The sequence below is a fragment of the Scandinavium sp. M-37 genome (assembly GCF_043558715.1).
Lineage (GTDB): Bacteria > Pseudomonadota > Gammaproteobacteria > Enterobacterales > Enterobacteriaceae > Scandinavium > Scandinavium vulneris_A.
Genome location: NZ_JBIGIN010000032.1, coordinates 26,543 through 50,168, shown reverse-complemented (window position 1 = coordinate 50,168; position 23,626 = coordinate 26,543). Strand labels below are relative to the sequence as shown.

19 protein-coding genes and 1 other annotated feature are annotated in these 23,626 nt (G+C 56.2%); of the genes, 13 read left to right on the top strand and 6 right to left on the bottom strand.

Going from position 1 to position 23,626, the window contains the following annotated elements; all coding sequences use genetic code 11:
* Positions 1-124: 124 nt before the first annotated feature.
* Complete coding sequence (gene acrB / locus ACG0Z5_RS19250; RefSeq protein WP_394450275.1) at positions 125-3,271, bottom strand: multidrug efflux RND transporter permease subunit AcrB; 3,147 nt, start codon at positions 3,269-3,271, stop codon at positions 125-127.
* 22 nt (positions 3,272-3,293) lie between these two features.
* A complete protein-coding gene (acrA, locus tag ACG0Z5_RS19245) occupies positions 3,294-4,487 on the bottom strand; it encodes a multidrug efflux RND transporter periplasmic adaptor subunit AcrA (protein WP_394450273.1) in 1,194 nt (397 codons plus the stop codon).
* A 141-nt stretch (positions 4,488-4,628) separates the two neighbouring features.
* On the opposite strand from acrA, the gene acrR reads away from it, so the two are divergent.
* Entirely contained in the window at positions 4,629-5,273 is a 645-nt protein-coding gene (gene acrR, locus ACG0Z5_RS19240) for a multidrug efflux transporter transcriptional repressor AcrR (protein WP_394450272.1), read from the top strand.
* 132 nt (positions 5,274-5,405) lie between these two features.
* Positions 5,406-8,759, top strand: coding sequence for a mechanosensitive channel MscK (gene mscK / locus ACG0Z5_RS19235; protein WP_394450270.1), 3,354 nt, complete (start codon positions 5,406-5,408; stop codon positions 8,757-8,759).
* A 39-nt stretch (positions 8,760-8,798) separates the two neighbouring features.
* On the opposite strand, the gene rsmS is transcribed toward mscK, so the two are convergent.
* Positions 8,799-8,960: a pleiotropic regulatory protein RsmS gene (gene rsmS, locus ACG0Z5_RS19230; protein WP_394450268.1), complete on the bottom strand. Its 162-nt coding sequence runs from the start codon at positions 8,958-8,960 to the stop codon at positions 8,799-8,801.
* Between the two features lie 11 nt (positions 8,961-8,971).
* Complete coding sequence (priC, locus tag ACG0Z5_RS19225; RefSeq protein ID WP_394450267.1) at positions 8,972-9,499, bottom strand: primosomal replication protein N''; 528 nt, start codon at positions 9,497-9,499, stop codon at positions 8,972-8,974.
* Positions 9,500-9,567: 68 nt separating this feature from the next.
* Between priC and ACG0Z5_RS19220 the strand changes: the two genes are divergently transcribed.
* The 4 genes from ACG0Z5_RS19220 to ACG0Z5_RS19205 all read left to right on the top strand — a co-directional run bounded on the left by ACG0Z5_RS19220 (position 9,568) and on the right by ACG0Z5_RS19205 (position 13,061).
* Positions 9,568-9,942 (top strand): DUF454 family protein, encoded by a 375-nt coding sequence (locus ACG0Z5_RS19220; RefSeq protein WP_319626747.1) that lies wholly within the window; start codon positions 9,568-9,570, stop codon positions 9,940-9,942.
* 156 nt (positions 9,943-10,098) lie between these two features.
* Positions 10,099-10,650 carry an adenine phosphoribosyltransferase gene (apt, locus tag ACG0Z5_RS19215; protein WP_319626748.1) on the top strand — a complete coding sequence of 184 codons (552 nt, stop codon included), beginning with the start codon at positions 10,099-10,101 and terminating at the stop codon, positions 10,648-10,650.
* Between the two features lie 88 nt (positions 10,651-10,738).
* Positions 10,739-12,673, top strand: a complete 1,935-nt coding sequence (dnaX, locus tag ACG0Z5_RS19210) for a DNA polymerase III subunit gamma/tau (protein ID WP_394450266.1) — start codon at positions 10,739-10,741, stop codon at positions 12,671-12,673.
* Positions 12,003-12,067: a sequence feature (DnaX frameshifting element), on the top strand. Its footprint overlaps the gene before it by 65 nt.
* A gap of 55 nt (positions 12,674-12,728) precedes the next feature.
* Positions 12,729-13,061 (top strand): YbaB/EbfC family nucleoid-associated protein, encoded by a 333-nt coding sequence (locus ACG0Z5_RS19205; protein WP_319626750.1) that lies wholly within the window; start codon positions 12,729-12,731, stop codon positions 13,059-13,061.
* Positions 13,062-13,115: 54 nt separating this feature from the next.
* Here the strand turns inward: ACG0Z5_RS19205 and ACG0Z5_RS19200 are convergent, their stop codons facing one another.
* The gene (locus ACG0Z5_RS19200; RefSeq protein ID WP_394450264.1) at positions 13,116-14,027 is read right to left on the bottom strand and encodes a LysR family transcriptional regulator; all 912 of its coding nucleotides are present in this window, start codon (positions 14,025-14,027) and stop codon (positions 13,116-13,118) included.
* Between the two features lie 102 nt (positions 14,028-14,129).
* Between ACG0Z5_RS19200 and ACG0Z5_RS19195 the strand changes: the two genes are divergently transcribed.
* The 7 genes from ACG0Z5_RS19195 (at position 14,130) to ACG0Z5_RS19165 (ending at position 21,768) form a co-directional block, all read left to right on the top strand.
* On the top strand, positions 14,130-14,999 hold the full coding sequence (locus ACG0Z5_RS19195; RefSeq protein ID WP_394450262.1) for a pirin family protein: 870 nt from the start codon (positions 14,130-14,132) through the stop codon (positions 14,997-14,999).
* A gap of 70 nt (positions 15,000-15,069) precedes the next feature.
* The gene (locus tag ACG0Z5_RS19190) at positions 15,070-15,747 is read left to right on the top strand and encodes an isochorismatase family protein (RefSeq protein WP_394450260.1); all 678 of its coding nucleotides are present in this window, start codon (positions 15,070-15,072) and stop codon (positions 15,745-15,747) included.
* Between the two features lie 105 nt (positions 15,748-15,852).
* A complete protein-coding gene (gene recR / locus ACG0Z5_RS19185; RefSeq protein WP_394450258.1) occupies positions 15,853-16,458 on the top strand; it encodes a recombination mediator RecR in 606 nt (201 codons plus the stop codon).
* 110 nt (positions 16,459-16,568) lie between these two features.
* Positions 16,569-18,443 (top strand): molecular chaperone HtpG, encoded by a 1,875-nt coding sequence (htpG, locus tag ACG0Z5_RS19180; protein WP_394450256.1) that lies wholly within the window; start codon positions 16,569-16,571, stop codon positions 18,441-18,443.
* A gap of 209 nt (positions 18,444-18,652) precedes the next feature.
* Entirely contained in the window at positions 18,653-19,297 is a 645-nt protein-coding gene (gene adk, locus ACG0Z5_RS19175) for an adenylate kinase (protein ID WP_319626756.1), read from the top strand.
* A gap of 122 nt (positions 19,298-19,419) precedes the next feature.
* Positions 19,420-20,382 (top strand): ferrochelatase, encoded by a 963-nt coding sequence (hemH, locus tag ACG0Z5_RS19170; protein WP_394450254.1) that lies wholly within the window; start codon positions 19,420-19,422, stop codon positions 20,380-20,382.
* Between the two features lie 78 nt (positions 20,383-20,460).
* The gene (locus ACG0Z5_RS19165) at positions 20,461-21,768 is read left to right on the top strand and encodes an inosine/guanosine kinase (RefSeq protein ID WP_394450252.1); all 1,308 of its coding nucleotides are present in this window, start codon (positions 20,461-20,463) and stop codon (positions 21,766-21,768) included.
* 129 nt (positions 21,769-21,897) lie between these two features.
* Here the strand turns inward: ACG0Z5_RS19165 and ybaL are convergent, their stop codons facing one another.
* Positions 21,898-23,565 carry a YbaL family putative K(+) efflux transporter gene (ybaL, locus tag ACG0Z5_RS19160; protein WP_394450250.1) on the bottom strand — a complete coding sequence of 556 codons (1,668 nt, stop codon included), beginning with the start codon at positions 23,563-23,565 and terminating at the stop codon, positions 21,898-21,900.
* Positions 23,566-23,626 lie beyond the last annotated feature (61 nt).

Sequence of the window (23,626 nt, the reverse complement as noted above, 5' to 3'; positions counted from 1 at the left end):
AGAGCCCGGCATTACCCGAGAGCCGTAAAAAAGAGGCCACAACGTTACCCGTTGCGGCCTTCTTCAAAAGCTTAACTGACAAGCATTACGCGTTAGCGGCCTTTCCATTACAGCAGAGTGTTAATTAATGACGCTCTACCGGATGGCTATGTTCGATATCTTCGTTCTTTTTACCGAAACGGCGGCGAACCACCACGAAGAATACCGGCACAAAGAAGATAGCCAGAATGGTCGCGGTGACCATCCCGCCCATTACGCCCGTACCCACGGCGTTCTGCGCACCGGAGCCTGCACCGCTACTGATAACCAGCGGCATTACCCCGAGGATAAAGGCCAGGGAGGTCATCAGAATCGGACGCAGACGCATGCGCACGGCTTCCAGGGTGGATTCAATCAGGCCTTTGCCTTCTTTATCCATTAAGTCTTTGGCGAATTCGACGATAAGAATCGCGTTCTTCGCCGACAAGCCAATGGTTGTCAGCAGGCCTACCTGGAAGTACACGTCGTTTGTCAGGCCACGGAAGGTGGCGGCTAACAGCGCACCCACAACCCCCAGTGGAACGACCAGCATAACCGAGAACGGAATGGACCAGCTCTCATACAATGCCGCCAGACACAGGAACACGACAATCAGAGAAATCGCGTACAGGGCAGGGGCCTGGTTACCGGACAGACGTTCCTGATAGGACATACCGGTCCAGTCATAGCCAACGCCCGTCGGCAGTTTGCTGGCCAGTTCTTCCATCAGCAGCATCGCTTCACCGGTACTCTTACCTGGAGCCGCCTGGCCAAGGATTTCCATCGACGGCAGACCGTTGTAACGTTCCAGACGCGGCGAACCGTATTCCCAACGCGTGGTTGAGAAGGCGGAGAACGGCACCATCTGACCACTGCTGCCACGCACGTACCAGTTGCCAATATCACTCGGCAGCATACGGTATGGCGCTTCTGACATCACATACACTTTCTTCACGCGTCCACGGTCAACGAAGTCGTTGACGTAGCTACCGCCCCAGGCGGCACCCAGCGTGGTGTTGATGTCACTGATAGACACACCCAACGCCTGCGCTTTTTCCTGATCGACGTCGATCTTGAACTGCGGTGTATCTTCCAGGCCGTTCGGACGAACGCCGACCAGCATGTCAGGGTGTTTGGCTATCTCACCAAACAATTGGTTACGCGCCTGAGTCAGTTTTTCATGGCCCAAACCGGCCTGGTCAATCAGCTGGAAGTCGAAGCCGGTCGCCGTACCCAGTTCAACAATCGCTGGCAGGTTGAAGGCAAACACCATCGCATCTTTAATCTGCGAGAAGCGCGCCATTGCCCGGCCGGTGATCGCCTCAACTTTGTTTTCCTCACCCGGACGCTGACTCCAGTCTTTCAGAGACACGAACGCGATACCGGTGTTCTGACCACGACCGGCGAAGCCGAAGCCGTTAACGGCAAACACAGATTCAACGTTCGCTTTCTCTTTGTTGAGGTAATAATCCGTTACCTCATCAAGGACTTTCTGGGTACGTTCCTGGGTCGCACCTGCAGGCAGCTGTGCCATGGTCAGGAACACGCCCTGGTCTTCTTCTGGCAAGAACGAACTTGGCAGACGGACGAACAGGTAAGCCATGCCGACCACGATGATGATATACAGCAGCAGATAACGACCGGTGCTGCGCAGAATATTGCCTACGCTGTCGGTGTAATGATGCGTGCTCTTATCGAACATCCGGTTAAACCAGCCGAAGAACCCTTTGTGCTCGCCGTGACCGCCTTTCTGAATCGGCTTCAGCATGGTGGCACACAGCGCAGGGGTCAGGATCAACGCCACCAGGACCGACAACGCCATCGCCGAAACGATAGTGATGGAGAACTGACGATAAATCGCACCGGTTGAGCCGCCGAAGAAGGCCATCGGAATGAATACCGCGGAGAGCACCATCGCGATCCCGACCAGTGCGCCCTGAATCTGACCCATCGATTTACGGGTCGCTTCTTTAGGCGGTAGTCCTTCCTCGGCCATCACACGTTCGACGTTCTCAACCACCACGATGGCGTCATCCACCAACAGGCCGATGGCGAGCACCATCCCGAACATCGTCAGGGTGTTTATCGAGTAGCCGAAGATGGACAGGATGGCGAACGTCCCCAATAGCACCACCGGCACCGCAATCGTTGGGATCAGCGTGGCGCGGAAGTTCTGCAGGAACAGATACATGACCAGGAAGACGAGGATGATCGCTTCAACCAGCGTTTTCACCACTTCATGAATCGAAATCTTCACGAACGGGGTGGTGTCGTATGGGTAAACAATTTTCATCCCTGATGGGAAGAACGGTTCCATACGGGCCAGTTCAGCACGGATAGCATCGGCGGTGTTCAGCGCGTTCGCGCCGGTCGCCAGTTTGATCCCCAGACCGGAAGCTGGCTGACCGTTAAATTTCGCCACGACGTCGTAGTTCTCGCCGCCGAGCTCAATTTTCGCCACGTCACGCAGGCGCACCTGCGAACCGTCCGGGTTCACTTTCAACAGAATTTTGCCAAATTCATCGACGTTGGTCAGACGGGTCTGCGCAATGATCGAGGCGTTTAACTGCTGGCCTTTCACCGGTGGCGTACCGCCTAACTGACCGGCTGCCACCTGGGCGTTCTGGGCTTTCAGAGCGGTGATAACGTCAACCGGAGTCAACTGGAAGTTATTCAGTTTGTTCGGGTCCATCCAGATACGCATCGCGTACTGAGAACCGAACAGCTGAACGTCACCGACGCCGGAAGTACGGCTGATCGGATCCTTCATGTTAGCGGCAACGTAATCGGAGATATCGTCCTGGGTCATGGTGCCGTTGGTGTTAATCACACCGACAACCATCAGGAAGCTGCTGGAGGCTTTCTCCACGCTCACACCCTGCTGTTGAACTTCCTGCGGCAGAAGCGGCATCGCCAGCTGCAGTTTGTTCTGAACCTGAACCTGGGCGATATCCGGATCGGTACCAGACTGGAAAGTCAGGGTAATGGTTGCTGTACCGGTAGAGTCACCGTTTGAGGACATATACATCAGGTTATCGATACCGTTCATGTTCTGTTCGATAACCTGCGTCACGGTGTTCTGTACGGTCTCAGCATCCGCTCCCGGATACACGGCCGTGATGGCAATGGCCGGCGGCGCAATCGTAGGATATTGCGCTATCGGCAATTTGAGGATCGCAAGACCCCCTGCCAGCATGATAATGATGGCGATCACCCATGCAAATATGGGGCGATCGATAAAGAAATTAGGCATGTCTTAACGTCTCCTGTTTAAGTTAAGACTTAGGCTGTTCTGACGCGGTATTACCTGCAGTTTGCTGCTGTGCGTCAGAAGTGACTTCCTGCGCTTTTACCTGAGCGCCCGGTTTCACTTTCTGCAAACCGGAAACAATAACGCGATCGCCTGTCTTCAGACCGTCGGTAACCAGCCATTTGTCGCCGATAGCCTGGGTCGCAGTAATCTGGCGAACTTCAACTTTGTCGCCTTCACCGACCAGCATTACGCTGGCATCACCACGTGGGGTACGTGTCACGCCCTGCTGAGGTACCAGCAGCGCCGTCGGGTTAATCCCTTCTTCCAGTTTTGCCCGCACGAACATGCCCGGCAGCAGGGTATGGTCAGGGTTCGGGAAGACGGCACGCAGGGTGATAGAACCGGTGGTCTGGTCAACGGTGACATCAGAGAATTCCAGGGTACCGCTCTGCGAATATTTGATACCGTCCTGAGTCACGAGATCGACTTTTGCTTTGCCATCAACCTGCTTCAGCGCGCCGCTGGTCAGTTCCTGCTTCAGACGCAGGAAATCGTTGCTGGACTGGGTCACATCAACGTAGATAGGGTCGAGCTGCTGTACGGTCGCCAGCGCATCAGCCTGACCGTTTTGCACCAGCGCACCTTCGGTAACGGAAGATTTGCCAATACGGCCGCCGATTGGGGAAGTCACTTTGGTGTAGGCCAGGTTAATACGTGCAGTTTCAACGGCAGCTTTCGCAGCCAAAACGGCGGCGTTAGCCTGCTGAGCATCCGCCAGCGCGGTATCGTAATCCTGTTTACTGATGTACTGCGTACCGACCAGTTTCTGATAACGGTTAACCGTTACCTGAGCAATTTTGGCTGCGGCTTCTGCTTTCGCCAGGTCGCCTTTCGCGCTGTCGTAAGAGGCCTGATAGGTTGCCGGATCAATCTGATACAGAGACTCGCCAGCCTTGATTTCACCACCTTCCGTAAAGTTGCGTTTCAGGATGATGCCACTCACCTGAGGACGAACTTCTGCGATACGGAAAGCACTGGTGCGGCCAGGTAATTCAGTTGTGATTTGGAGAGGTTCGGTTTTGAGCGTTACCACACCAACTTCTGGCGTATGCGCTGCTCCTTGTTGAGCCTGTTTATCGTCACATCCTGTAAGCGCTAAGCTGCCTGAAAGCATCAGAACGACCGCCAGAGGCGTTAACCCTCTGTTTTTGTTCATATGTAAACCTCGAGTGTCCGATTTCAAATTGATCTATGGATCACATGTCCACAAACCCATTGCTGCTTTATATTATGGTCGTGCTATGGTACATACATTCATAAATGTATGTAAATCTAACCTCTGTAAATTCACCAACCTATGGCACGAAAAACCAAACAACAAGCGCTGGAAACACGGCAACACATCCTCGATGTTGCCTTGCGCTTGTTTTCTCAACAGGGGGTATCATCCACCTCGTTGGCCGAGATTGCAAAAGCGGCTGGTGTCACCCGTGGAGCAATTTACTGGCATTTCAAAAACAAATCCGATTTATTTAGTGAAATCTGGCAGATTTCCGAGTCCAGTATCGGCAGTTTAGAGTCAGAGTATCGGGCAAAATTCCCTGACGATCCACTCTCAGTTCTTAGGGAGATTCTAGTCTATATTCTTGAAGCAACGGTGATAGAAGAGCGCCGCCGTTTAATGATGGAGATTATTTTCCACAAATGTGAATTTGTTGGTGAAATGGCCGTGGTGCAGCAGGCTCAGCGCGATCTCTGTCTGGAAAGTTACGACCGAATCGAAGGCGCGCTCAAAGACTGTATTGTTGCCGGGCAGCTGCCGGCCAATTTATTGACCCGGCGTGCGACGATTCTGATGCGCAGTTATATTTCTGGTCTGGTCGAGAATTGGTTATTTTCCCCCAATAGCTTTGACCTGAAAAGTGAAGCCAGGGCGTACGTCGCCATCTTGCTTGAAATGTATTTGCTTTGTCCAACGCTCAGGGCCGTACCGTTGCGCTGACCATCCAACTCGCGAGCGCGAGGAAGTAGAATTTTCCTGGCACAGACCGCTATTCGACTCAGGGCAGAAATGCTATGCTTCGCCGGCAATTACCCCCGGCGTTCCGGCCCTGAACTCATTCATGCTGACACTATGCTGCACAACACTTTCTGGCGTAAATCACTCTCCGCGTTAATCGTCGTTTTGGTCTTTTTCTTTGCCGCTACCAGCGTCAGTCAGGCGCGTGCGCAGGGCGCTACCGATCTGCCTGACAGAGCAGATGTGCAAAAGCAACTGACTACCCTGACCAAGAAAAAAGAACTCACGCCGCAGGATAAGCTTATCGAGCAGGATTTGTCGGACACCCTGCAATTGCTCGATAAAATCGATCGCGTCAAGGACGAAACCGCGCAGCTGAAACAGCAGATCGATCAGGCTCCCGCCAAAATGCGTCAGGCCACCGATAGCCTGAATGCGCTGGGCGATGTCGACAGCGACGATGAAACCCGTAAGACCCTGAATCAGCTCTCCATGCGTCAGCTTGAGTCGCGGGTAAGCGACATTCTCGATCAGCTCCAGGCGGCGCAAAACGATATCGCCACCTATAACAGTCAGCTGGTGTCCCTGCAAACTCAGCCCGAGCGCGTGCAGAACGCCATGTACAACGCCTCGCAGCAGCTTCAGCAAATTCGTAATCGCCTGAACGGGACGACCGTCGGTGAAGACGCCCTGCGCCCGAGCCAGCAAACCATGCTGCTGGTGCAGCAGGCGTTACTCAATGCGGAACTCGACCAGCAGCGCAAGAGCCTGGCAGGCAATACCGTGTTGCAGGATACATTGCAGAAGCAGCGTGACTTTGTGACCGCCAACAGCAACCGCCTTCAGCATCAACTTCAGCTTTTGCAGGAAGCGGTAAACAGCAAGCGCCTGACGCTGACCGAGAAAACGGCGCAGGAAGCGGTTTCCCCGGACGACGCGGCGCGTATTCAGGCTAACCCGCTGGTGAAGCAGGAGCTCGATATTAACCATCAGCTCAGCGAGCGTTTAATCAAAGCGACCGAAAGCGGTAACCAACTGGTGCAGCAAAACATCCGCGTCAAAAACTGGCTCGACCGGGCGCTGCAATCCGAACGCAACATCAAAGAACAAATCTCCATGCTCAAGGGCAGTCTGCTGCTGTCGCGCATTCTTTACCAGGAACAACAGACCTTACCGTCTGCGGATGAACTGGAAGACATGACCAACCGCATCGCGGACCTGCGTCTGGAGCAGTTTGAAATCAACCAGCAGCGCGATGCCTTATTCCAGAGCGATAACTACGTAGCAAAACTGGAAGAAGGGCACAGTGCAGACGTCAACGATGACGTTACCGATGCGCTGAATCAGGTGGTCGACATGCGCCGTGAGCTGTTGGATCAAATGAACAAGCAGCTGGGTAATCAGTTGATGATGGCCATCAACCTGCAGGTGAACCAGCAGCAGCTGATGAGCGTGTCGAAAAGCTTACGCTCCATTCTCACCCAGCAGATTTTCTGGGTGAACAGTAACAAACCGATGGATTGGGACTGGATTAAATCCTTCCCGTCGTCGCTGAAAGAGCAGTTCAGCAAGATGACACTCACCGTGAACTGGGAAAAAGCCTGGCCTGCGGTATTTATCGCGTTCCTTGCCGGTCTGCCGTTGCTGCTGATCGCCGGTCTTATTCGCTGGCGTCTGAAGTGGCTGCGCAGCTACCAGCAAAAACTGGCCTCGGAAGTGGGGCAGCTACGCAACGATAGCCAGCTCCACACCCCGAAAGCGATTCTGATCGATCTGATCCGTGCCCTGCCGGTGGTGATGCTCATCCTGGCGGTGGGATTGATCCTGCTGACCATGCAGCTAAACGTCAGCGATCTGCTGTGGGCGTTCAGTAAAAAGCTGGCGCTGTTCTGGCTGGTGTTCGGCGTGTGCTGGAAAGTGCTCGAGAAAAACGGCGTGGCGATTACCCATTTCAACATGCCGCCAAAGCTGACCAGCCACTGGCGTCGCCAGATTGTCCGCGTCAGCCTGGCGCTGTTGCCGCTGCACTTCTGGTCGGTGGAAGCCGAGCTTTCGCCACTGCATCTGATGGATGATGTGCTCGGTCAGTTTACGATTTTCCTCAACCTCCTGTTGATCACTATCCTGGTCTGGCCGATGTGCCGCGACAGCTGGCGTGATAAGGAATCCCACGGCCTGCGCCTGCTCACCATCACCATTCTGGCGATTGTGCCGGTGGCGCTGATGGTGCTCACCGCGACGGGCTATTTCTACACCACGCTGCGCCTGGCCGGACGCTGGATTGAAACTGTTTATCTGGTCATTCTGTGGAACCTGATTTACCAGACCGTGCTGCGTGGCCTGAGCGTGGCTGCCCGCCGTATTGCCTATCGCCGTGCGCTGGCACGTCGTCAGCATATGGTGAAAGAGGGCGCGGAAGGGGCTGAACCGCAGGAAGAGCCGACCATTGCGCTGGAAGACGTTAACCAGCAGACGCTGCGTATCACCATGCTGGTAATGGTGGCGCTGTTTGGGGTGATGTTCTGGGCTATCTGGTCTGATTTAATCACCGTTTTCGCCTATCTCGACAGCATTACGCTGTGGCACTACAACGTGACCGAAGCCGGGGCGGAGGTGCTGCGTAACGTGACGCTCGGCAGCCTGCTGTTTGCACTGATTGCGCTGGCGGTAGCCTGGGCGTTAATCCGCAACTTACCGGGCCTGCTGGAAGTGCTGGTGCTCTCGCGGCTGAACATGCGCCAGGGCGCGTCTTACGCCATCACCACCATCCTGAACTACGTCATTATTGCCGTTGGGGCGATGACCATCTTCGGATCGCTCGGCGTGTCGTGGGACAAACTGCAATGGCTGGCCGCCGCGCTGTCGGTTGGTCTCGGCTTCGGCTTACAGGAAATTTTCGGGAACTTCGTTTCCGGTCTGATAATCCTGTTCGAACGCCCGGTGCGTATCGGTGATACGGTGACCATCGGTACTTTCTCGGGTTCGGTGAGCAAAATCCGTATTCGTGCCACGACGATCACCGACTTTGACCGTAAAGAAGTGATCATCCCGAACAAAGCGTTCGTGACCGAGCGGCTGATCAACTGGTCACTGAGTGACACCATTACCCGCGTGGTGATACGCCTCGGCGTGGCCTACGGTTCGGACCTGGATAAGGTCAAAAAGGTGCTATTGCAGGCGGCGATGGAACATCCGAAAGTGATGCACGAGCCAGAACCGACGGTGTTCTTTACCACCTTTGGCCCGAGTACGCTGGATCACGAGCTGCGTCTGTACGTGCGTGAGCTGCGCGATCGCAGCTATACCGTGGATGAGCTGAACCGCACCATTGACCGACTGTGCCGTGAAAACGGCATCAACATCGCCTTCAACCAGTTGGAAGTGCACCTGCGTAATGAAAAGGGTGACGAAGTGACGGAAGTGAAGCGCGACGTGAAAGGGGATGACCCTACGCCAGCGGGCGTGTGAGTCGGTTTTTACTCTCTCCCTGGTAAGGGAGAGAGTCCGTTATTCCGCCGCCCCCGGAACGGGCTGAACTTTGCGCTGAAAATCCCGTTTGACGATCTCCAGTGCGCGCAACACCGTTTCGGGCGCAATATCATGCTCTTCCAGCAGCATGATCAAATCCACCGCCAGTTTGACATCATCCGGGGCATTCTCCAGCGACATACTCTCTCCTGTTAGCGCGTCATGCGCGCCAATACGTTTTCGATATTCTCCAGCGCCCCGCGACAGCGTGCCAGCCTGGCGCTGAACGCCTCTACTTCGCGGGAAAGGCGCTGCTGATCCACAAGCGTGGTGGCCTGCGCTAACTGCTGGCGTCTTTCCCGGGTCATCTCCAGCAGGCGGCGTTCGTACTCCTGATGCTGTAGGCGTTTGCGCTGCCAGCGGGTCAGGGCAGGGGAGCCATTGTCCCAGCCGCGCAGCGACCAGGCGGCGCTTTCCCGGGCAATCGCCTCAAGCTGGGCCACCAAATGTTCCGCCAGCCACTGCACCTGCTCAAACTGCTGCTTTTCTACCGCCTGATGCAGGGCTTTCAGATTCCCCCGAGCTTCTTCCACACACGCCTGTAGGAATGAGCTGCGGGTGCGAAACAGCTGGCGGTCAAAACGTGCCCCCAGGGTGGCATGGAACGCCATCGGGGCGACGTCCGCCTCCAGGCGCGAAAGCTGTGAATCCAGCGATTGCAGTAACAGGTCAGTTTTCATGTTTTTCTCCCTCGAAAGGACGGTGGCCTGTGCTACATTTGCCGTTCAGTTTTACTGATAATCTCACTATGAAACGGACCATTCTAAACATCATTGGCTGGCTGGCGGTAGTGTTAGGCACGCTGGGCGTGTTTTTACCTCTTTTACCGACCACGCCTTTTATCCTGCTGGCGGCCTGGTGCTTTGCGCAATCTTCCCCGCGATTCCACCACTGGCTGCTCTACCGCTCATGGTTTGGCGGCTATCTGCGTCACTGGCAGGAACATAAAGCCATGCCGCCGGGGGCCAAATCGCGCGCGATTATTGTCACCCTGGTGACCTTTGCCATTTCGCTGTGGCTGGTCAAGATAATGTGGGTGCGTTTTTTGCTGCTGGGCATCCTCGCCTGCCTGCTGATTTTCCTTTGGCGTATCCCGGTGGTTGATGCAAAACAACAAAAATAATAATGCAGGTAATGGTTATTGCATTTATCGTTGACTGCCAGTACATTCTGGCGTTTTCGAGCACGGGCCCAGCGGGTTAAAAGTTAAGCAAGTGTAACTAAACTCAGCATTAAGAGGCGCCTTGTGAGTAACACCGTTTTAATCAGGCATACACCTATGACCGCAACTGCACAGCAGCTTGAATTTCTGAAAAACAGCATCAAAAGCATCCAGGACTATCCAAAACCTGGCATTCTTTTCCGCGATGTCACCAGTTTAATGGAAGACCCGAAAGCCTACGCGCTCAGCATCGAACTGCTGACCGAGCGTTTTAAGAACATGGGTATCACCAAAGTGGTGGGTACCGAGGCACGTGGCTTCCTGTTTGGTGCTCCGGTCGCGCTGGCGCTCGGCGTAGGTTTTGTACCCGTACGTAAACCGCGCAAACTGCCGCGTGAAACCATCGCGGAAAGCTACGAACTGGAGTACGGCACCGATCAGCTGGAAATCCACATTGATGCCATTCAGCCGGGTGACAAAGTGCTGGTGGTTGATGACCTGCTGGCTACCGGCGGCACCATTGAAGCAACCGTGAAGCTGATTCGCCGTCTCGGCGGTGAAGTGACCGACGCGGCGTTCATCATTAATCTGTTCGATCTGGGCGGTCAACAGCGCCTGGAAAGCCAGGGCATTAATTGCTTTAGCCTGGTGCCTTTCCCGGGTCATTGATCCCGGATGCCGCAACCTCGCCCAACGGGTGAGGTTGTGTTAGCATTACCCTCCTGTATTCCACCTTCCAGCGTTGCAGAGCCTGCCAATGAGTTATCAGGTCTTAGCCCGAAAATGGCGACCACAAACCTTTGCTGACGTTGTCGGCCAGGAACATGTGCTGACCGCACTGGCGAACGGCCTGACATCCGGTCGTATCCATCATGCGTACCTGTTTTCCGGCACCCGTGGCGTCGGTAAAACCTCCATCGCACGTTTGTTGGCGAAGGGGCTAAACTGCGAAAGCGGCATCACCGCCACGCCGTGCGGCGTCTGCGATAACTGCCGTGAAATCGAGCAGGGCCGCTTTGTCGATTTGATTGAAATCGATGCCGCCTCGCGCACCAAAGTTGAAGATACCCGCGACCTGCTGGACAACGTGCAGTACGCCCCGGCGCGTGGCCGCTTCAAGGTCTACCTGATCGATGAAGTGCACATGCTCTCGCGCCACAGTTTTAACGCCCTGCTGAAAACGCTGGAAGAGCCGCCGTCGCATGTGAAATTCCTGCTGGCAACCACCGATCCGCAAAAGCTGCCGGTGACCATTCTTTCCCGTTGTTTACAGTTCCATCTCAAAGCGCTCGATGTCGATCAGATTCGCCAGCAGCTGGAACATATTCTCGGCGAAGAGCATATTTCCTCTGAACAACGCGCCCTGCAATTGATCGCCCGCGCCGCCGACGGCAGCCTGCGCGATGCCCTGAGTCTGACCGATCAGGCGATTGCCAGCGGCGACGGTCAGCTGAGCGCAGCCACCGTGAGCACCATGCTCGGCACCCTCGACGACGATCAGGCACTGTCGCTGATTGAAGCCCTGGTGGCGGCCAACGGTGAACAGGTGATGGCGCTCATCCACGAAGCCGCTGCTCGCGGAATCGAATGGGAAGCGCTGCTGGTCGAAATGCAAAGCCTGCTGCATCGCATCGCGATGGTCCAGCTGTCGCCGTCGGCGCTCGGCAGTGATATGGCGGTGGTCGAACACCGGATGCGTGAACTGGCGCGAACCGTGCCGCCAGCCGATATTCAGCTTTATTATCAGACGCTGCTGATCGGCCGCAAAGAGCTGCCGTATGCGCCAGACCGCCGGATGGGCATCGAGATGACCCTGCTGCGCGCGCTGGCGTTCCATCCACGCCAGCCGTTGCCGGAACCGGAAGTGCAGCCGCAATCTTTCGCGCCCGTCGCCCCGACGGCGGTGATGCATCCGACGCAGGTGGCACCGCAATCCGCGCCAGCGGCTCCCGCGTATCAAAGCGAAGCGCTACCGGAATCGACCAGCCAGGTGCTGGCCGCCCGCAGCCAATTGCAACGCGCTCAGGGAGCACCCAAAGCAAAAAAGAGTGAACCGGCAGCCGCATCCCGCGCGCGGCCGGTGAACAGTGCTGCGCTGGAGAGACTGGCCTCGGTCACGGAACGCGTTCAGGCGCGCCCGTCTCCAACGGCGCTGGAAGAACAGCGTCCGCAGAAAAAAGAAGCTTACCGCTGGAAAGCGACAACCCTCGTTGAAGAGGTGAAGGAAGAAGTCGCCACCCCGAAAGCGCTAAAGAAAGCGCTTGAGCATGAGAAGACGCCAGAACTCGCGGCGAAGCTGGCGGTCGAAGCCGTAGACCGCGACAGCTGGGCGGCAGAGGTGAGCCAGCTAAAATTGCCTAAACTGGTAGAACAGGTCGCGCTGAATGCGTGGAAAGAGCAGGACGGTAACCGCGTTTGCCTGCACCTGCGTCCTTCCCAGCGTCATTTGAATAACGGTGGGGCGCAGAAGGTCCTGACCGAAGCAATAAGTGAATTAACCGGTCAACAGGTTGAACTCACTATCGTGGAAGATGATAATCCCGCGGTGCGTACGCCGCTGGAGTGGCGTCAGGCCATTTACGAAGAGAAGCTCGCGCAGGCACGCGAGGCGATCGTTGCCGATAACAATATTCAGACCCTGCGTCGTTTCTTCGATGCGGATCTGGACGAAGACAGTATTCGACCCATTTGACTGCAGGCCCGGCTTGCGGTTTAACCTTTAACATGACTGACTGAGAGATAAGCCTATGTTTGGTGGAAAAGGCGGTCTGGGTAACCTGATGAAACAGGCCCAGCAGATGCAAGAAAAAATGCAGAAAGCGCAGGAAGAAATCGCTCAACTGGAAGTGACCGGTGAGTCTGGTGCAGGCCTGGTGAAAGTGACCATTAACGGGGCGCACAACTGCCGTCGCATTGAGATCGATCCGAGCCTGCTCGAAGACGATAAAGATATGCTGGAAGATCTGGTGGCCGCTGCGTTCAACGACGCTGCACGCCGTATCGAAGAAACCCAGAAAGAAAAAATGGCCGGTGTATCCTCTGGGATGCAGCTGCCACCGGGCTTCAAGATGCCATTCTGATGACATCAAACACCCTCTCTTCGGAGAGGGTGTTGCGTTTCAACACCTCGCCAATTACTCCTCGTCAAACCCCGCATACTGCTCTGCCAGAAAATCAATCAACGCCCGCACCGCCGGAAGCTGACCGCGTCGGGAGGGAAACACGGCATGAATAATTTCCCGTCGGGTACGCCATTCCGGCAGCAAATGCACCAGCGTTCCGGCAGCAATCTGCTCTTTCAGCATCAATAATGGCAGCTGCACAATGCCGACCCCAGCCAGCGCTGCGCTGCGCAGGGCAATCATATCGGTCGTGATGTATCGCGGCGTGTGATGCAAGGTGACGTCCTGCTTATCCGGCCCCAGTAAACACCAGCGATAAACCTGCTGAGGCTTGCTCAGCGCCAGGCTCGGCCAGTGTTGAAGGTCAGCCGGGGATTTCGGGGTGCCAAACTGCGCCACCAGTTCCGGGCTCGCCACCAGACACATGCTTCTGTCTGCCAACCTGCGCATCACCAAATCACTGTCTTCCAGTGGCAATGGGCGCACACGAATGGCGATATCGACGTTTTCATTATGTACATCCACCCGGCGATTGGTTTCTTCCAACTGCACGGTGACCTGCGGATAGCGGGCCATAAATTGCGCCAGCATCTCACCGATATGCACGTGCAGCAGCGTTATCGGGCAGGTGAGACGGATAATCCCGCGCGGCTCAGCCCGCAGTGTGTTAATGGCCTCCTGTGCCGCCTCGGCCTCGATCATCATCGCTTTGCAATGCCGATAAAAAATCTGCCCGGCTTCGGTCACCGTAAAGCTGCGGGTGGAACGCTGGATCAAACGCGTTTCCAGCCGTTCTTCCAACAGCGCAATACGGCGGCTGAGGCGTGATTTGGGAATGCCGATCGCGCGACTGGCTGGCGAAAAGCCCCCGTTATCTACCACCTGCACGAAATACCACAGATCGTTAAGGTCCTGCATTTTCATTGTCCTGCAAATGGAACACTGAGTTCATTTTTTCAGTCTACCGCAAGAAATGTCTTACGTATAAGCTTTATCCCATCGCAACAACGTGTCCTGGAGACAATCATGAAATCAATTCTTGGCGTGTATTCAGCCCCAAAATCCCACTGGGTGGGCGACGGATTCCCGGTACGTTCCCTGTTTTCGTACGCCAAATTTGCTCAGCAGTTGAGCCCATTCCTGCTGCTGGATTATGCCGGCCCGGCAGAATTTAAGCCGAGCAACAAAGGCCAGCGCGGGGTGGATGTCCATCCGCACCGCGGCTTTGAAACGGTGACCATCGTCTACAAAGGCGAAGTGGCACACCGCGATTCCACCGGCAGCGGCGGGGTGATTGGCCCCGGTGACGTGCAGTGGATGACCGCAGGCAGCGGCATTTTGCACGAAGAGTTTCACTCTCCGGCCTTCAGTGAGAGGGGCGGCACCCTGGAAATGGTGCAGCTGTGGGTGAATCTCCCGGCGAAAGACAAATCAACGCCACCTGCGTATCAGTCGATAACCGATGGCGACATTCCGCAGGTCACATTAGCGGATAACGCTGGACTGGCCCGGGTGATTGCCGGGGAACTGGACGGCCACAAAGGCCCGGCGAGAACCTTTTCGCCGATGCGCATTCTTGATTTGCGCCTTAACCCGCACGGCCTCACCACGCTGAACCTGCCTGACGGCTGGAATACCGCGCTGGTGGTACTGAAAGGCACGGTGCAGGTAAACAACCAGGAAGTGGCGCGTGAAGCGCAACTGGTGGTGCTGGATGCCAAAGGTGAAAACGTGACGATCGAAGCCAATAACGACGCGGTGGTGCTGGTTCTCAGCGGTGAGCCACTGAATGAGCCGGTGGAAGGCTACGGGCCGTTCGTGATGAACACCCGGGAAGAAATTAATCAGGCCATTGACGACTTCAACGCGGGTCGATTTGGTCAGGCGGTGGCGTAAACACTGATGTAAACGTAAACGGCTATCGAACCGGTAGCCGTTCATTTTCAACGAGATGGAGAACGAAAAGATGACCCCTGCAAATTTTAACGGACAAAAACCGATGATTGATCCAAGCGACGCGGTACTGTTGCTGATCGACCATCAAAGCGGCTTGTTCCAGCTTGTGCATGATATGCCGATGACCACGTTACGTACCCACGCGACGGTACTCGCCAAAATGGCGACCCTGGCGAAACTGCCGGTGATCACCACTGCCTCAGTACCGCAAGGGCCGAACGGGCCGCTGATCCCTGAAATCCACAAATATGCGCCACACGCGCAGTATGTGCCGCGTAAAGGCGAAATCAACGCCTGGGATAACCCGGACTTCGTGGCGGCGGTCAAAGCCACCGGGCGCAAGACGCTGATTATTGCTGGCACCGTGACCAGCGTCTGCATGGCGTTCCCGGCGATCAGTGCGGCAGCGGAAGGTTATAAAGTCTTCGCCGTTATTGATGCCTCCGGCACCTATTCTAAAATGGCGCAGGAAATCTCTCTGGCGCGTGTCATGCAGGCGGGCGTCGTACCGGTGGATATGGCCGCTGTCACCGCAGAAATTCAGCACACCTGGAACCGCGATGACGCGCAGGAATGGGCGAATTTGTGGTCCGGCGTCTTCACCGAATATCCGCTGCTGATGGAAAGCTATCAGAAAGCGCAGGACGTGGTGACAAATCAGGAGCAGCTGGATTCCCAGCGCGCCTGATCATCGCCCTCTGCGCAGCATCGTGCAGAGGGCGTATCTTTTTCTATACCCGTCGGCGGGGCTAATGTTAGGCTATGGCCCACTCTTTTTTTAGAAGTCTGAGCGATGCAAACCAGTCCTTTACTTACCGCCCTGATGGAATCCCTTCGCTGCCTGCCGGGCGTCGGCCCTAAGTCCGCCCAACGCATGGCGTTTACCTTGCTCCAGCGCGATCGCAGCGGTGGTATGCGTCTGGCACAGGCTCTCACCCGGGCGATGTCTGAAATTGGCCACTGTACCGATTGCCGCACCTTTACAGAACAGGACGTGTGTAACATCTGTTCGAACCCGCGTCGTCAGGAAAATGGCCAGCTGTGCGTGGTCGAAAGCCCGGCAGACATCTACGCCATCGAGCAAACCGGGCAGTTTTCTGGGCGCTATTTTGTGCTGATGGGACACCTGTCACCGCTCGACGGCATTGGCCCGGACGACATCGGCCTCGACCGCCTCGAACAGCGTTTAAGCAGCGAGCAGATGAAAGAGGTTATCCTCGCCACTAATCCGACGGTGGAAGGTGAAGCGACCGCGAACTACATCGCCGAACTCTGCGGACAGTATGGCGTCGAAGCCAGCCGTATCGCCCACGGCGTGCCGGTCGGCGGTGAGCTGGAAATGGTCGATGGCACCACGCTGTCGCACTCGCTCGCCGGACGTCATAAGATTCGTTTTTAACCAATCGGGAGGACAATCGCGTTCTCCCGCTTGAAAAGCTACTCCCTCAGCCCCATCTCCCTCTCAACGCTTTTATTACTCTGTTTAATTTGGCATTGAGGAATTTTCCGATGAAAGGACAAGAAACCCGCGGTTTCCAGTCAGAGGTCAAACAGCTTCTGCACCTGATGATCCATTCGCTGTACTCCAATAAAGAAATTTTCCTGCGTGAGCTTATCTCCAACGCCTCCGATGCGGCGGATAAGCTGCGTTTCCGCGCGCTGTCCGACGCCTCCCTGTATGAAGGTGATGGCGACCTGCGCGTGCGCGTCTCTTTCGATAAAGAAAAACGCACTCTGACCATTGCCGATAACGGCATCGGCATGAACCGCGATGAGGTGGTCGATCACCTCGGCACTATCGCTAAATCCGGCACCAAAGCGTTCCTGCAGTCAATGGGTTCTGACCAGGCGAAAGACAGCCAACTGATTGGTCAGTTCGGGGTCGGATTCTACTCGGCGTTTATCGTCGCCGACAAAGTCACCGTGCGCACCCGTGCGGCAGGTGACAGTGCTGAAAACGGCGTGTTCTGGGAATCAGAAGGCGAGGGCGAATACACCGTCGCGGACATCACCAAAGCCGATCGCGGGACCGAAATCACCCTGCATCTGCGCGAAGGTGAAGATGACTTCCTCAACGACTGGCGCGTGCGTTCTATCATCAGCAAATACTCCGATCACATCGCGCTGCCGGTTGAGATTGAAAAGACCGAAGAGGTTGACGGTGAAACCGTGGTCTCCTGGGAAAAAATCAACAAAGCCCAGGCGCTGTGGACGCGCAATAAGTCTGAAATCAAAGACGACGAATACAACGAATTCTACAAGCACATCGCCCACGACTTTACCGACCCGCTGGCCTGGAGCCACAACCGTGTGGAAGGTAAGCAGGAATACACCAGCCTGCTGTATATCCCTGCGCAGGCGCCGTGGGACATGTGGAACCGCGATCACAAGCACGGCCTGAAGCTGTACGTCCAGCGCGTGTTCATCATGGACGAAGCCGAGCAGTTCATGCCGAACTACCTGCGCTTTATCCGTGGCCTGATCGATTCCAACGATCTGCCGCTGAACGTCTCCCGTGAAATTCTGCAGGACAGCAGCGTCACCCGTAACCTGCGCACCGCGCTGAGCAAACGTGCGCTGCAAATGCTGGAAAAACTGGCGAAAGACGACGCGGAGAAATACCAGACCTTCTGGAAACAGTTCGGCCTGGTGCTGAAAGAAGGCCCGGCGGAAGACTCCGCTAACCAGCAGACCATCGCTAAGCTGTTGCGCTTTGCCTCCACCCATACCGACTCATCCGAACAGACCGTGTCTCTGGAAGACTACGTCTCGCGGATGAAAGAAGGGCAGGAGAAAATCTACTACATCACCGCTGACAGCTATGCGGCGGCGAAAAGCAGCCCGCATCTGGAACTGCTGCGTAAGAAAGGCATCGAAGTTCTGCTGCTGTCTGACCGCATCGATGAGTGGATGATGAGCTACCTGACCGAATTCGACGGCAAAGCATTCCAGTCGGTGGCGAAAGCTGACGAGTCGCTCGACAAGCTGGCGGATGAAGTGGATGAAACCACCAAAGAAGCTGAAAAAGCGCTGGAGCCGTTCGTTGATCGCGTGAAAACCCTGCTGGGCGAGCGCGTGAAAGAGGTGCGTCTGACTCATCGTCTGACTGATACCCCGGCGATTGTGACCACCGAAGCCGACGAAATGAGCACCCAGATGGCAAAACTGTTTGCCGCTGCGGGCCAGAGCGTGCCGGAAGTGAAGTACATCTTCGAACTGAACCCGGATCACGCGTTGGTGAAACGTGCAGCCGATACTCAGGACGACGCACAGTTCGGCGAATGGGTTGAGCTGCTGCTGGATCAGGCACTGTTCGCCGAGCGCGGCACGCTGGAAGATCCGAACCTGTTCATCAAACGCATGAACCAGCTGCTGGTGTCTTAAACATTGTTTGATAGGCCCGGCAAGCTTTGCGCCGCCGGGCGATTTCGTGGTGCCCGGTGACGCAAAGTTTACCGGGCCTACGTGCAACAGCCGAAGAAATCCCGCCGTTAACCGTTTCAGCCCGCCCGCCTTCCTTGAGCGAGCCGCCGTCTGGTGGTATCGTTTAGCGCTTTTGAAAAATTGAATCGACATTTGAGGGGATTTTCGCAATGCGTATTATTCTGCTTGGCGCTCCGGGCGCGGGTAAAGGAACTCAGGCGCAGTTCATCATGGAGAAGTACGGTATTCCGCAGATCTCCACCGGTGACATGCTGCGCGCCGCAGTGAAGTCAGGCTCTGAGCTGGGCAAACAGGCGAAAGACATCATGGACGCTGGCAAGCTGGTGACCGATGAGCTGGTTATCGCCCTGGTTAAAGAGCGCATTGCTCAGGAAGACTGCCGTAACGGTTTCCTGCTCGACGGCTTCCCGCGCACCATTCCACAGGCTGACGCCATGAAAGAAGCGGGCATCAACGTGGATTACGTACTCGAGTTCGCGGTACCGGACGAACTGATCGTTGACCGTATCGTCGGTCGCCGCGTACACGCTGCCTCTGGCCGTGTTTATCACGTTAAATTCAATCCGCCGAAGGTGGAAGGTAAAGACGACGTGACCGGCGAAGAGCTGACCACCCGTAAAGACGATCAGGAAGAAACCGTGCGTAAGCGCCTGGTGGAATACCATCAGATGACCGCGCCGCTGATCGGCTACTACTCCAAAGAAGCGCAGGCTGGCAACACCCAGTATGTGAAAGTTGACGGCACTCAGGCCGTGGCTGACGTTCGCGCTGAACTGGCAAAAATCCTCGGTTAATCCGCAGGACCTCTCACCCGGGTTCTCCGGGTGAGAATTATTCTCACCTATCGTAACAATGGGTTTCTCCGACGCCCTTTTCAGCTACAATTATCAGCCATTTAAACGAATAAGAGGCGGTAATGCGTCAGACGAAAACCGGTATTCTGTTAGCTAACCTCGGCACGCCCGATGCACCCACGCCTGACGCGGTGAAACGCTACCTGCGTCAGTTTCTGAGCGATGGCCGCGTGGTTGATACCCCACGTGCCCTGTGGTGGCCGATTCTGCGCGGGGTTATCCTGCCGCTGCGTTCGCCACGTGTGGCCAAACTCTATCAGTCGGTATGGATGGAAGAGGGCTCCCCGCTGATGGTCTACAGTCGTCAACAGCAAAAGGCGCTGGCGCAGCGTTTACCCGACACGCCGGTTGCGCTCGGGATGAGCTATGGCTCACCGTCGCTGGCAAGCGCAGTGGAAGAGCTGCTGGCGCATGACGTCGACCATATCGTGGTGCTGCCGCTATATCCGCAATATTCCTGCTCAACCGTCGCCGCGGTGTGGGATGAACTGGCGCGCATTCTGGCGACCAAACGCCATATTCCTGGTATCTCGTTTATTCGCGATTACGCCGATGACAGCGACTACATTCAGGCGTTAGTCAGCAGCGCGCGAGCCTCGTTTGCTCAACATGGTGAACCAGACCTCTTGCTGCTCTCATACCACGGCATTCCGCAGCGCTACGCCGATGAAGGCGACGACTATCCGCAGCGGTGCCGTGACACCACGCGTGAGCTGGTTTCTGCGCTCGACATTTCGCCGGACAAAGTGATGATGACCTTCCAGTCGCGCTTTGGTCGTGAGCCGTGGCTGACACCGTACACCGATGAAACGCTGAAAATGCTCGGCGAGAAAGGCGTGAAGCATGTGCAGGTGATGTGCCCCGGTTTCTCCGCCGACTGTCTGGAAACGCTGGAGGAAATCGCGGTGCAGAACAAAGAGTTCTTCCTCGAAGCGGGCGGCGTGAAGTACGAATACATTCCTGCGCTGAATGCCTCGGCGGAGCATATCGAGATGATGGTCAACCTGACCGCGCCGTACCGCTAAGCCCGGAGCGCGAGGCAGCGAACGGGCGGGGAATATGCTACTATTCTCCGCTTGTTCACAGCCACCAGACCGCAGCCCATGAAATTTCCCGGTAAACGCAAATCTAAACACTACTTCCCTGTTAACGCCCGTGACCCGCTGTTGCAGCAAATCCAGCCCGAAACTGAAAACAATAATGCCTCGTGGGTAGTCGGTATCGATCAGACGCTGGTGGATATCGAAGCCAAAGTGGATGACGCGTTTGTCGCCCGCTACGGTCTGAGCAGCGGTCACTCGCTGGTCATTGAAGACGACGTGGCGGATGCGCTTTATCAGGAACTGGTGCGTGAAAACCTGATTACCCACCAGTTTGCCGGAGGCACCATCGGCAACACCATGCACAACTACTCGGTGCTGGCCGATGACCGGTCGGTCCTGCTCGGCGTAATGTGCAGCAACATCGAAATCGGTGGCTATGCCTACCGCTATTTGTGCAACACCTCCAGCCGGACCGATCTCAACTATCTGCAAGGCGTTAACGGCCCGATTGGTCGCTGTTTTACGCTGATCAGCGACAGCGGTGAGCGCACCTTTGCCATCAGCCCAGGGCATATGAACCAGCTGCGTGCCGAAAACATTCCGGAAGAGGTGATTGCCGGCGCCTCCGCGCTGGTGCTGACCTCTTATCTGGTGCGTTGCAAGCCTGGCGAGCCGATGCGCGATGCGACCATGAAAGCCGTTGAGTACGCCAAAAAACATAACGTGCCGGTGGTCCTGACCCTCGGTACCAAATACGTGATCGCGGATAACCCCGCCTGGTGGCAGGATTTCCTCAAAGAAAACGTATCGATTCTGGCAATGAATGAAGAAGAAGCCGAAGCGCTGACCGGCATTGCCGATCCGCTGCTGGCCTCCGATAAGGCGCTGGATTGGGTGGATTTAGTGCTGTGTACCGCCGGGCCGGTGGGCCTGTACATGGCAGGTTTCACCGAAGACGAGAAGAAACGGCTGACGCAGCATCCGCTGCTGCCGGGGGCGATTGCCGAATTCAACCAGTACGAGTTCAGCCGCGCGATGCGTCACAAAGACTGTAAACAGCCGTTGCGCATTTACTCGCATATCGCGCCATACATGGGCGGCCCTGAGAAAATCATGAACACCAACGGCGCGGGTGACGGTGCTCTGGCGGCGTTGCTACACGACATCACCGCCAATAACTACCACCGCAGTAATGTGCCGAACTCCAGCAAACATGCTTTTACGTGGCTGACCTACTCTTCGTTGGCGCAGGTGTGTAAATACGCCAACCGCGTGAGCTATCAGGTGCTGAACCAGCACTCGCCGCGCCTGACGCGCGGCTTACCGGAACGCGAAGACAGCCTGGAAGAGTCCTACTGGGATCGCTAAGGCTTCCCCTCACCCTAGCCCTCTCCCCAAAGGGGCGAGGGGATTACTGGTTTACTCCCTCTCCCTAAAGGAGCGAGGGGATTGCTGGTTTGCCCCCTCTCCCTGTGGGAGAGGGCCGGGGTGAGGGCATCAGACCGCACCCTCCGTCGGGTTTTCCAGTAGCGTCATCATGGTATTGGCAATCTCGCGTTCGCCCATCACCACTTTATTCGCCCCGCGCTCGGCGATGTAATCCACCTCATCGTCATAATGCGCGCGGGCGATAATCTCAATGTTCGGGCATTTCTCTCTGGCCGAAGCGACAATCTCTCCGGCCTCGTAGCCGTTTGGAATGGTTAGCAGCAGCCAGCGGGCGCAATCCAGATGCGCCAGATTCATGATCTCTTCGCTAGCCGCATTGCCCAGCACCGCACGAATCCCGCGCTCGCGGAGCTCATCCACGCGGGTGCGCGAGGTTTCAATCACCACCAACGGAATACCCTGCGCCATCAGCTTTTCGCCCAGCAGGCTGCCAACGCGACCAAACCCGACCAGCAGGGCGTGATTGCAGATATCCACCGGGATCTGTTTTTCGTCCTCGATCGCTTCTTCCAGGGTCTGCTCTTCAAGGGTTTCGGTCTTCGCGAGGTATTTTTCCAGCACCGCAAACAGCACCGGATTGAGCATAATCGACAGAATGGCCCCGGCCAGCACCAGATTCTGTCCGGCCTGCGGCAGCAGATCCAACGCCATGCCGAGGCCTGCAAGGATAAAGGCGAATTCACCGATCTGTGCGAGGCTGGCCGCGATCGTCAGGGCGGTGCGCTGTGAATGACCGAACAGGCGCACCAGGCCAAAGGCGGCTACCGATTTACCGAAGATAATAATCGCCAGGGTGCCCAGCACCGCCAGCGGCTGCTCGATAAGCACCATCGGGTCGAACAACATCCCGACGGAAACGAAGAACAGCACCGCAAACGCATCGCGCAGCGGCAGGGTATCGTGCGCGGCGCGATGGCTTAGTTCAGATTCGTTCAGCACCATCCCGGCAAAGAATGCGCCAAGGGCGAAGGAGACGTCGAACAGTTCAACCGCGCCAAAAGCGATGCCCAGCGCCAGCGCCAGCACCGAGAGGGTAAACAGTTCACGGGAACCGGTGGCGGCACTGCGGGCGAGGATCCACGGTACCAGGCGGCGGCCCACCAGTAGCATCACGGCAATAAAGGCGATCACTTTCCCGATGGTCAGGCTTAAATCGAGGGCCAGCGTTGCAAAGCCCACATCGCCTTGCTCCATCATGCTGGCAATGGCGGGCAGCATGACCAGCGTCAGCACCATCACCAGATCTTCAACAATCAGCCAGCCGATGGCGATTTGCCCGCGCTGGCTGTCTATCAGCTGTCTTTCCTCAAGCGCACGCAGCAGCACCACGGTACTGGCGGTGGAGAGACATAAACCAAAGACGATGCCGGTCATCAGCGACCAGCCTAATCCCGCCGAAAGCGCCACACCCAGCAACGTTGCCACCGCTATTTGGGCAATCGCGCCGGGAATGGCGATGGACTTTACCGCCATCAAATCCTTAAGAGAGAAATGCAGACCGACGCCGAACATCAGCAAGATGACGCCGAGCTCAGCCAGTTCAGGCGCCAGTTTCGTATCGGCCACGAAGCCAGGGGTAAAGGGGCCGGACAATACGCCTGCTAACAAATAGCCTACCAGTGGAGAAATACGCAGTTTGTTGGCAATCATGCCGAAGATGAAGGCGAGGACGAGCCCCCCTACAATGGTGGTGATAAGCGGTGTTGCGTGATGCATTCCGTCTCCTTTCGTGGCTGGTGGATCCATTTCTGGCTAAAAAGCCAAAAAACCGAGTAAC

Bases quoted from the DNA above. Each gene is read 5' to 3' on its own strand.
- htpG (WP_394450256.1), top strand. From the start codon at position 16,569: ATGAAAGGACAAGAAACCCGCGGTTTCCAGTCAGAGGTCAAACAGCTT.
- acrR (WP_394450272.1), top strand. From the start codon at position 4,629: ATGGCACGAAAAACCAAACAACAAGCGCTGGAAACACGGCAACACATC.
- adk (WP_319626756.1), top strand. From the start codon at position 18,653: ATGCGTATTATTCTGCTTGGCGCTCCGGGCGCGGGTAAAGGAACTCAG.
- ACG0Z5_RS19205 (WP_319626750.1), top strand. From the start codon at position 12,729: ATGTTTGGTGGAAAAGGCGGTCTGGGTAACCTGATGAAACAGGCCCAG.
- apt (WP_319626748.1), top strand. From the start codon at position 10,099: ATGACCGCAACTGCACAGCAGCTTGAATTTCTGAAAAACAGCATCAAA.
- priC (WP_394450267.1), bottom strand. From the start codon at position 9,499: ATGAAAACTGACCTGTTACTGCAATCGCTGGATTCACAGCTTTCGCGC.
- rsmS (WP_394450268.1), bottom strand. From the start codon at position 8,960: ATGTCGCTGGAGAATGCCCCGGATGATGTCAAACTGGCGGTGGATTTG.
- acrA (WP_394450273.1), bottom strand. From the start codon at position 4,487: ATGAACAAAAACAGAGGGTTAACGCCTCTGGCGGTCGTTCTGATGCTT.
- ybaL (WP_394450250.1), bottom strand. From the start codon at position 23,565: ATGCATCACGCAACACCGCTTATCACCACCATTGTAGGGGGGCTCGTC.
- dnaX (WP_394450266.1), top strand. From the start codon at position 10,739: ATGAGTTATCAGGTCTTAGCCCGAAAATGGCGACCACAAACCTTTGCT.
- ACG0Z5_RS19190 (WP_394450260.1), top strand. From the start codon at position 15,070: ATGACCCCTGCAAATTTTAACGGACAAAAACCGATGATTGATCCAAGC.
- ACG0Z5_RS19165 (WP_394450252.1), top strand. From the start codon at position 20,461: ATGAAATTTCCCGGTAAACGCAAATCTAAACACTACTTCCCTGTTAAC.
- ACG0Z5_RS19200 (WP_394450264.1), bottom strand. From the start codon at position 14,027: ATGAAAATGCAGGACCTTAACGATCTGTGGTATTTCGTGCAGGTGGTA.
- ACG0Z5_RS19195 (WP_394450262.1), top strand. From the start codon at position 14,130: ATGAAATCAATTCTTGGCGTGTATTCAGCCCCAAAATCCCACTGGGTG.
- mscK (WP_394450270.1), top strand. From the start codon at position 5,406: ATGCTGCACAACACTTTCTGGCGTAAATCACTCTCCGCGTTAATCGTC.
- hemH (WP_394450254.1), top strand. From the start codon at position 19,420: ATGCGTCAGACGAAAACCGGTATTCTGTTAGCTAACCTCGGCACGCCC.
- recR (WP_394450258.1), top strand. From the start codon at position 15,853: ATGCAAACCAGTCCTTTACTTACCGCCCTGATGGAATCCCTTCGCTGC.
- ACG0Z5_RS19220 (WP_319626747.1), top strand. From the start codon at position 9,568: ATGAAACGGACCATTCTAAACATCATTGGCTGGCTGGCGGTAGTGTTA.
- acrB (WP_394450275.1), bottom strand. From the start codon at position 3,271: ATGCCTAATTTCTTTATCGATCGCCCCATATTTGCATGGGTGATCGCC.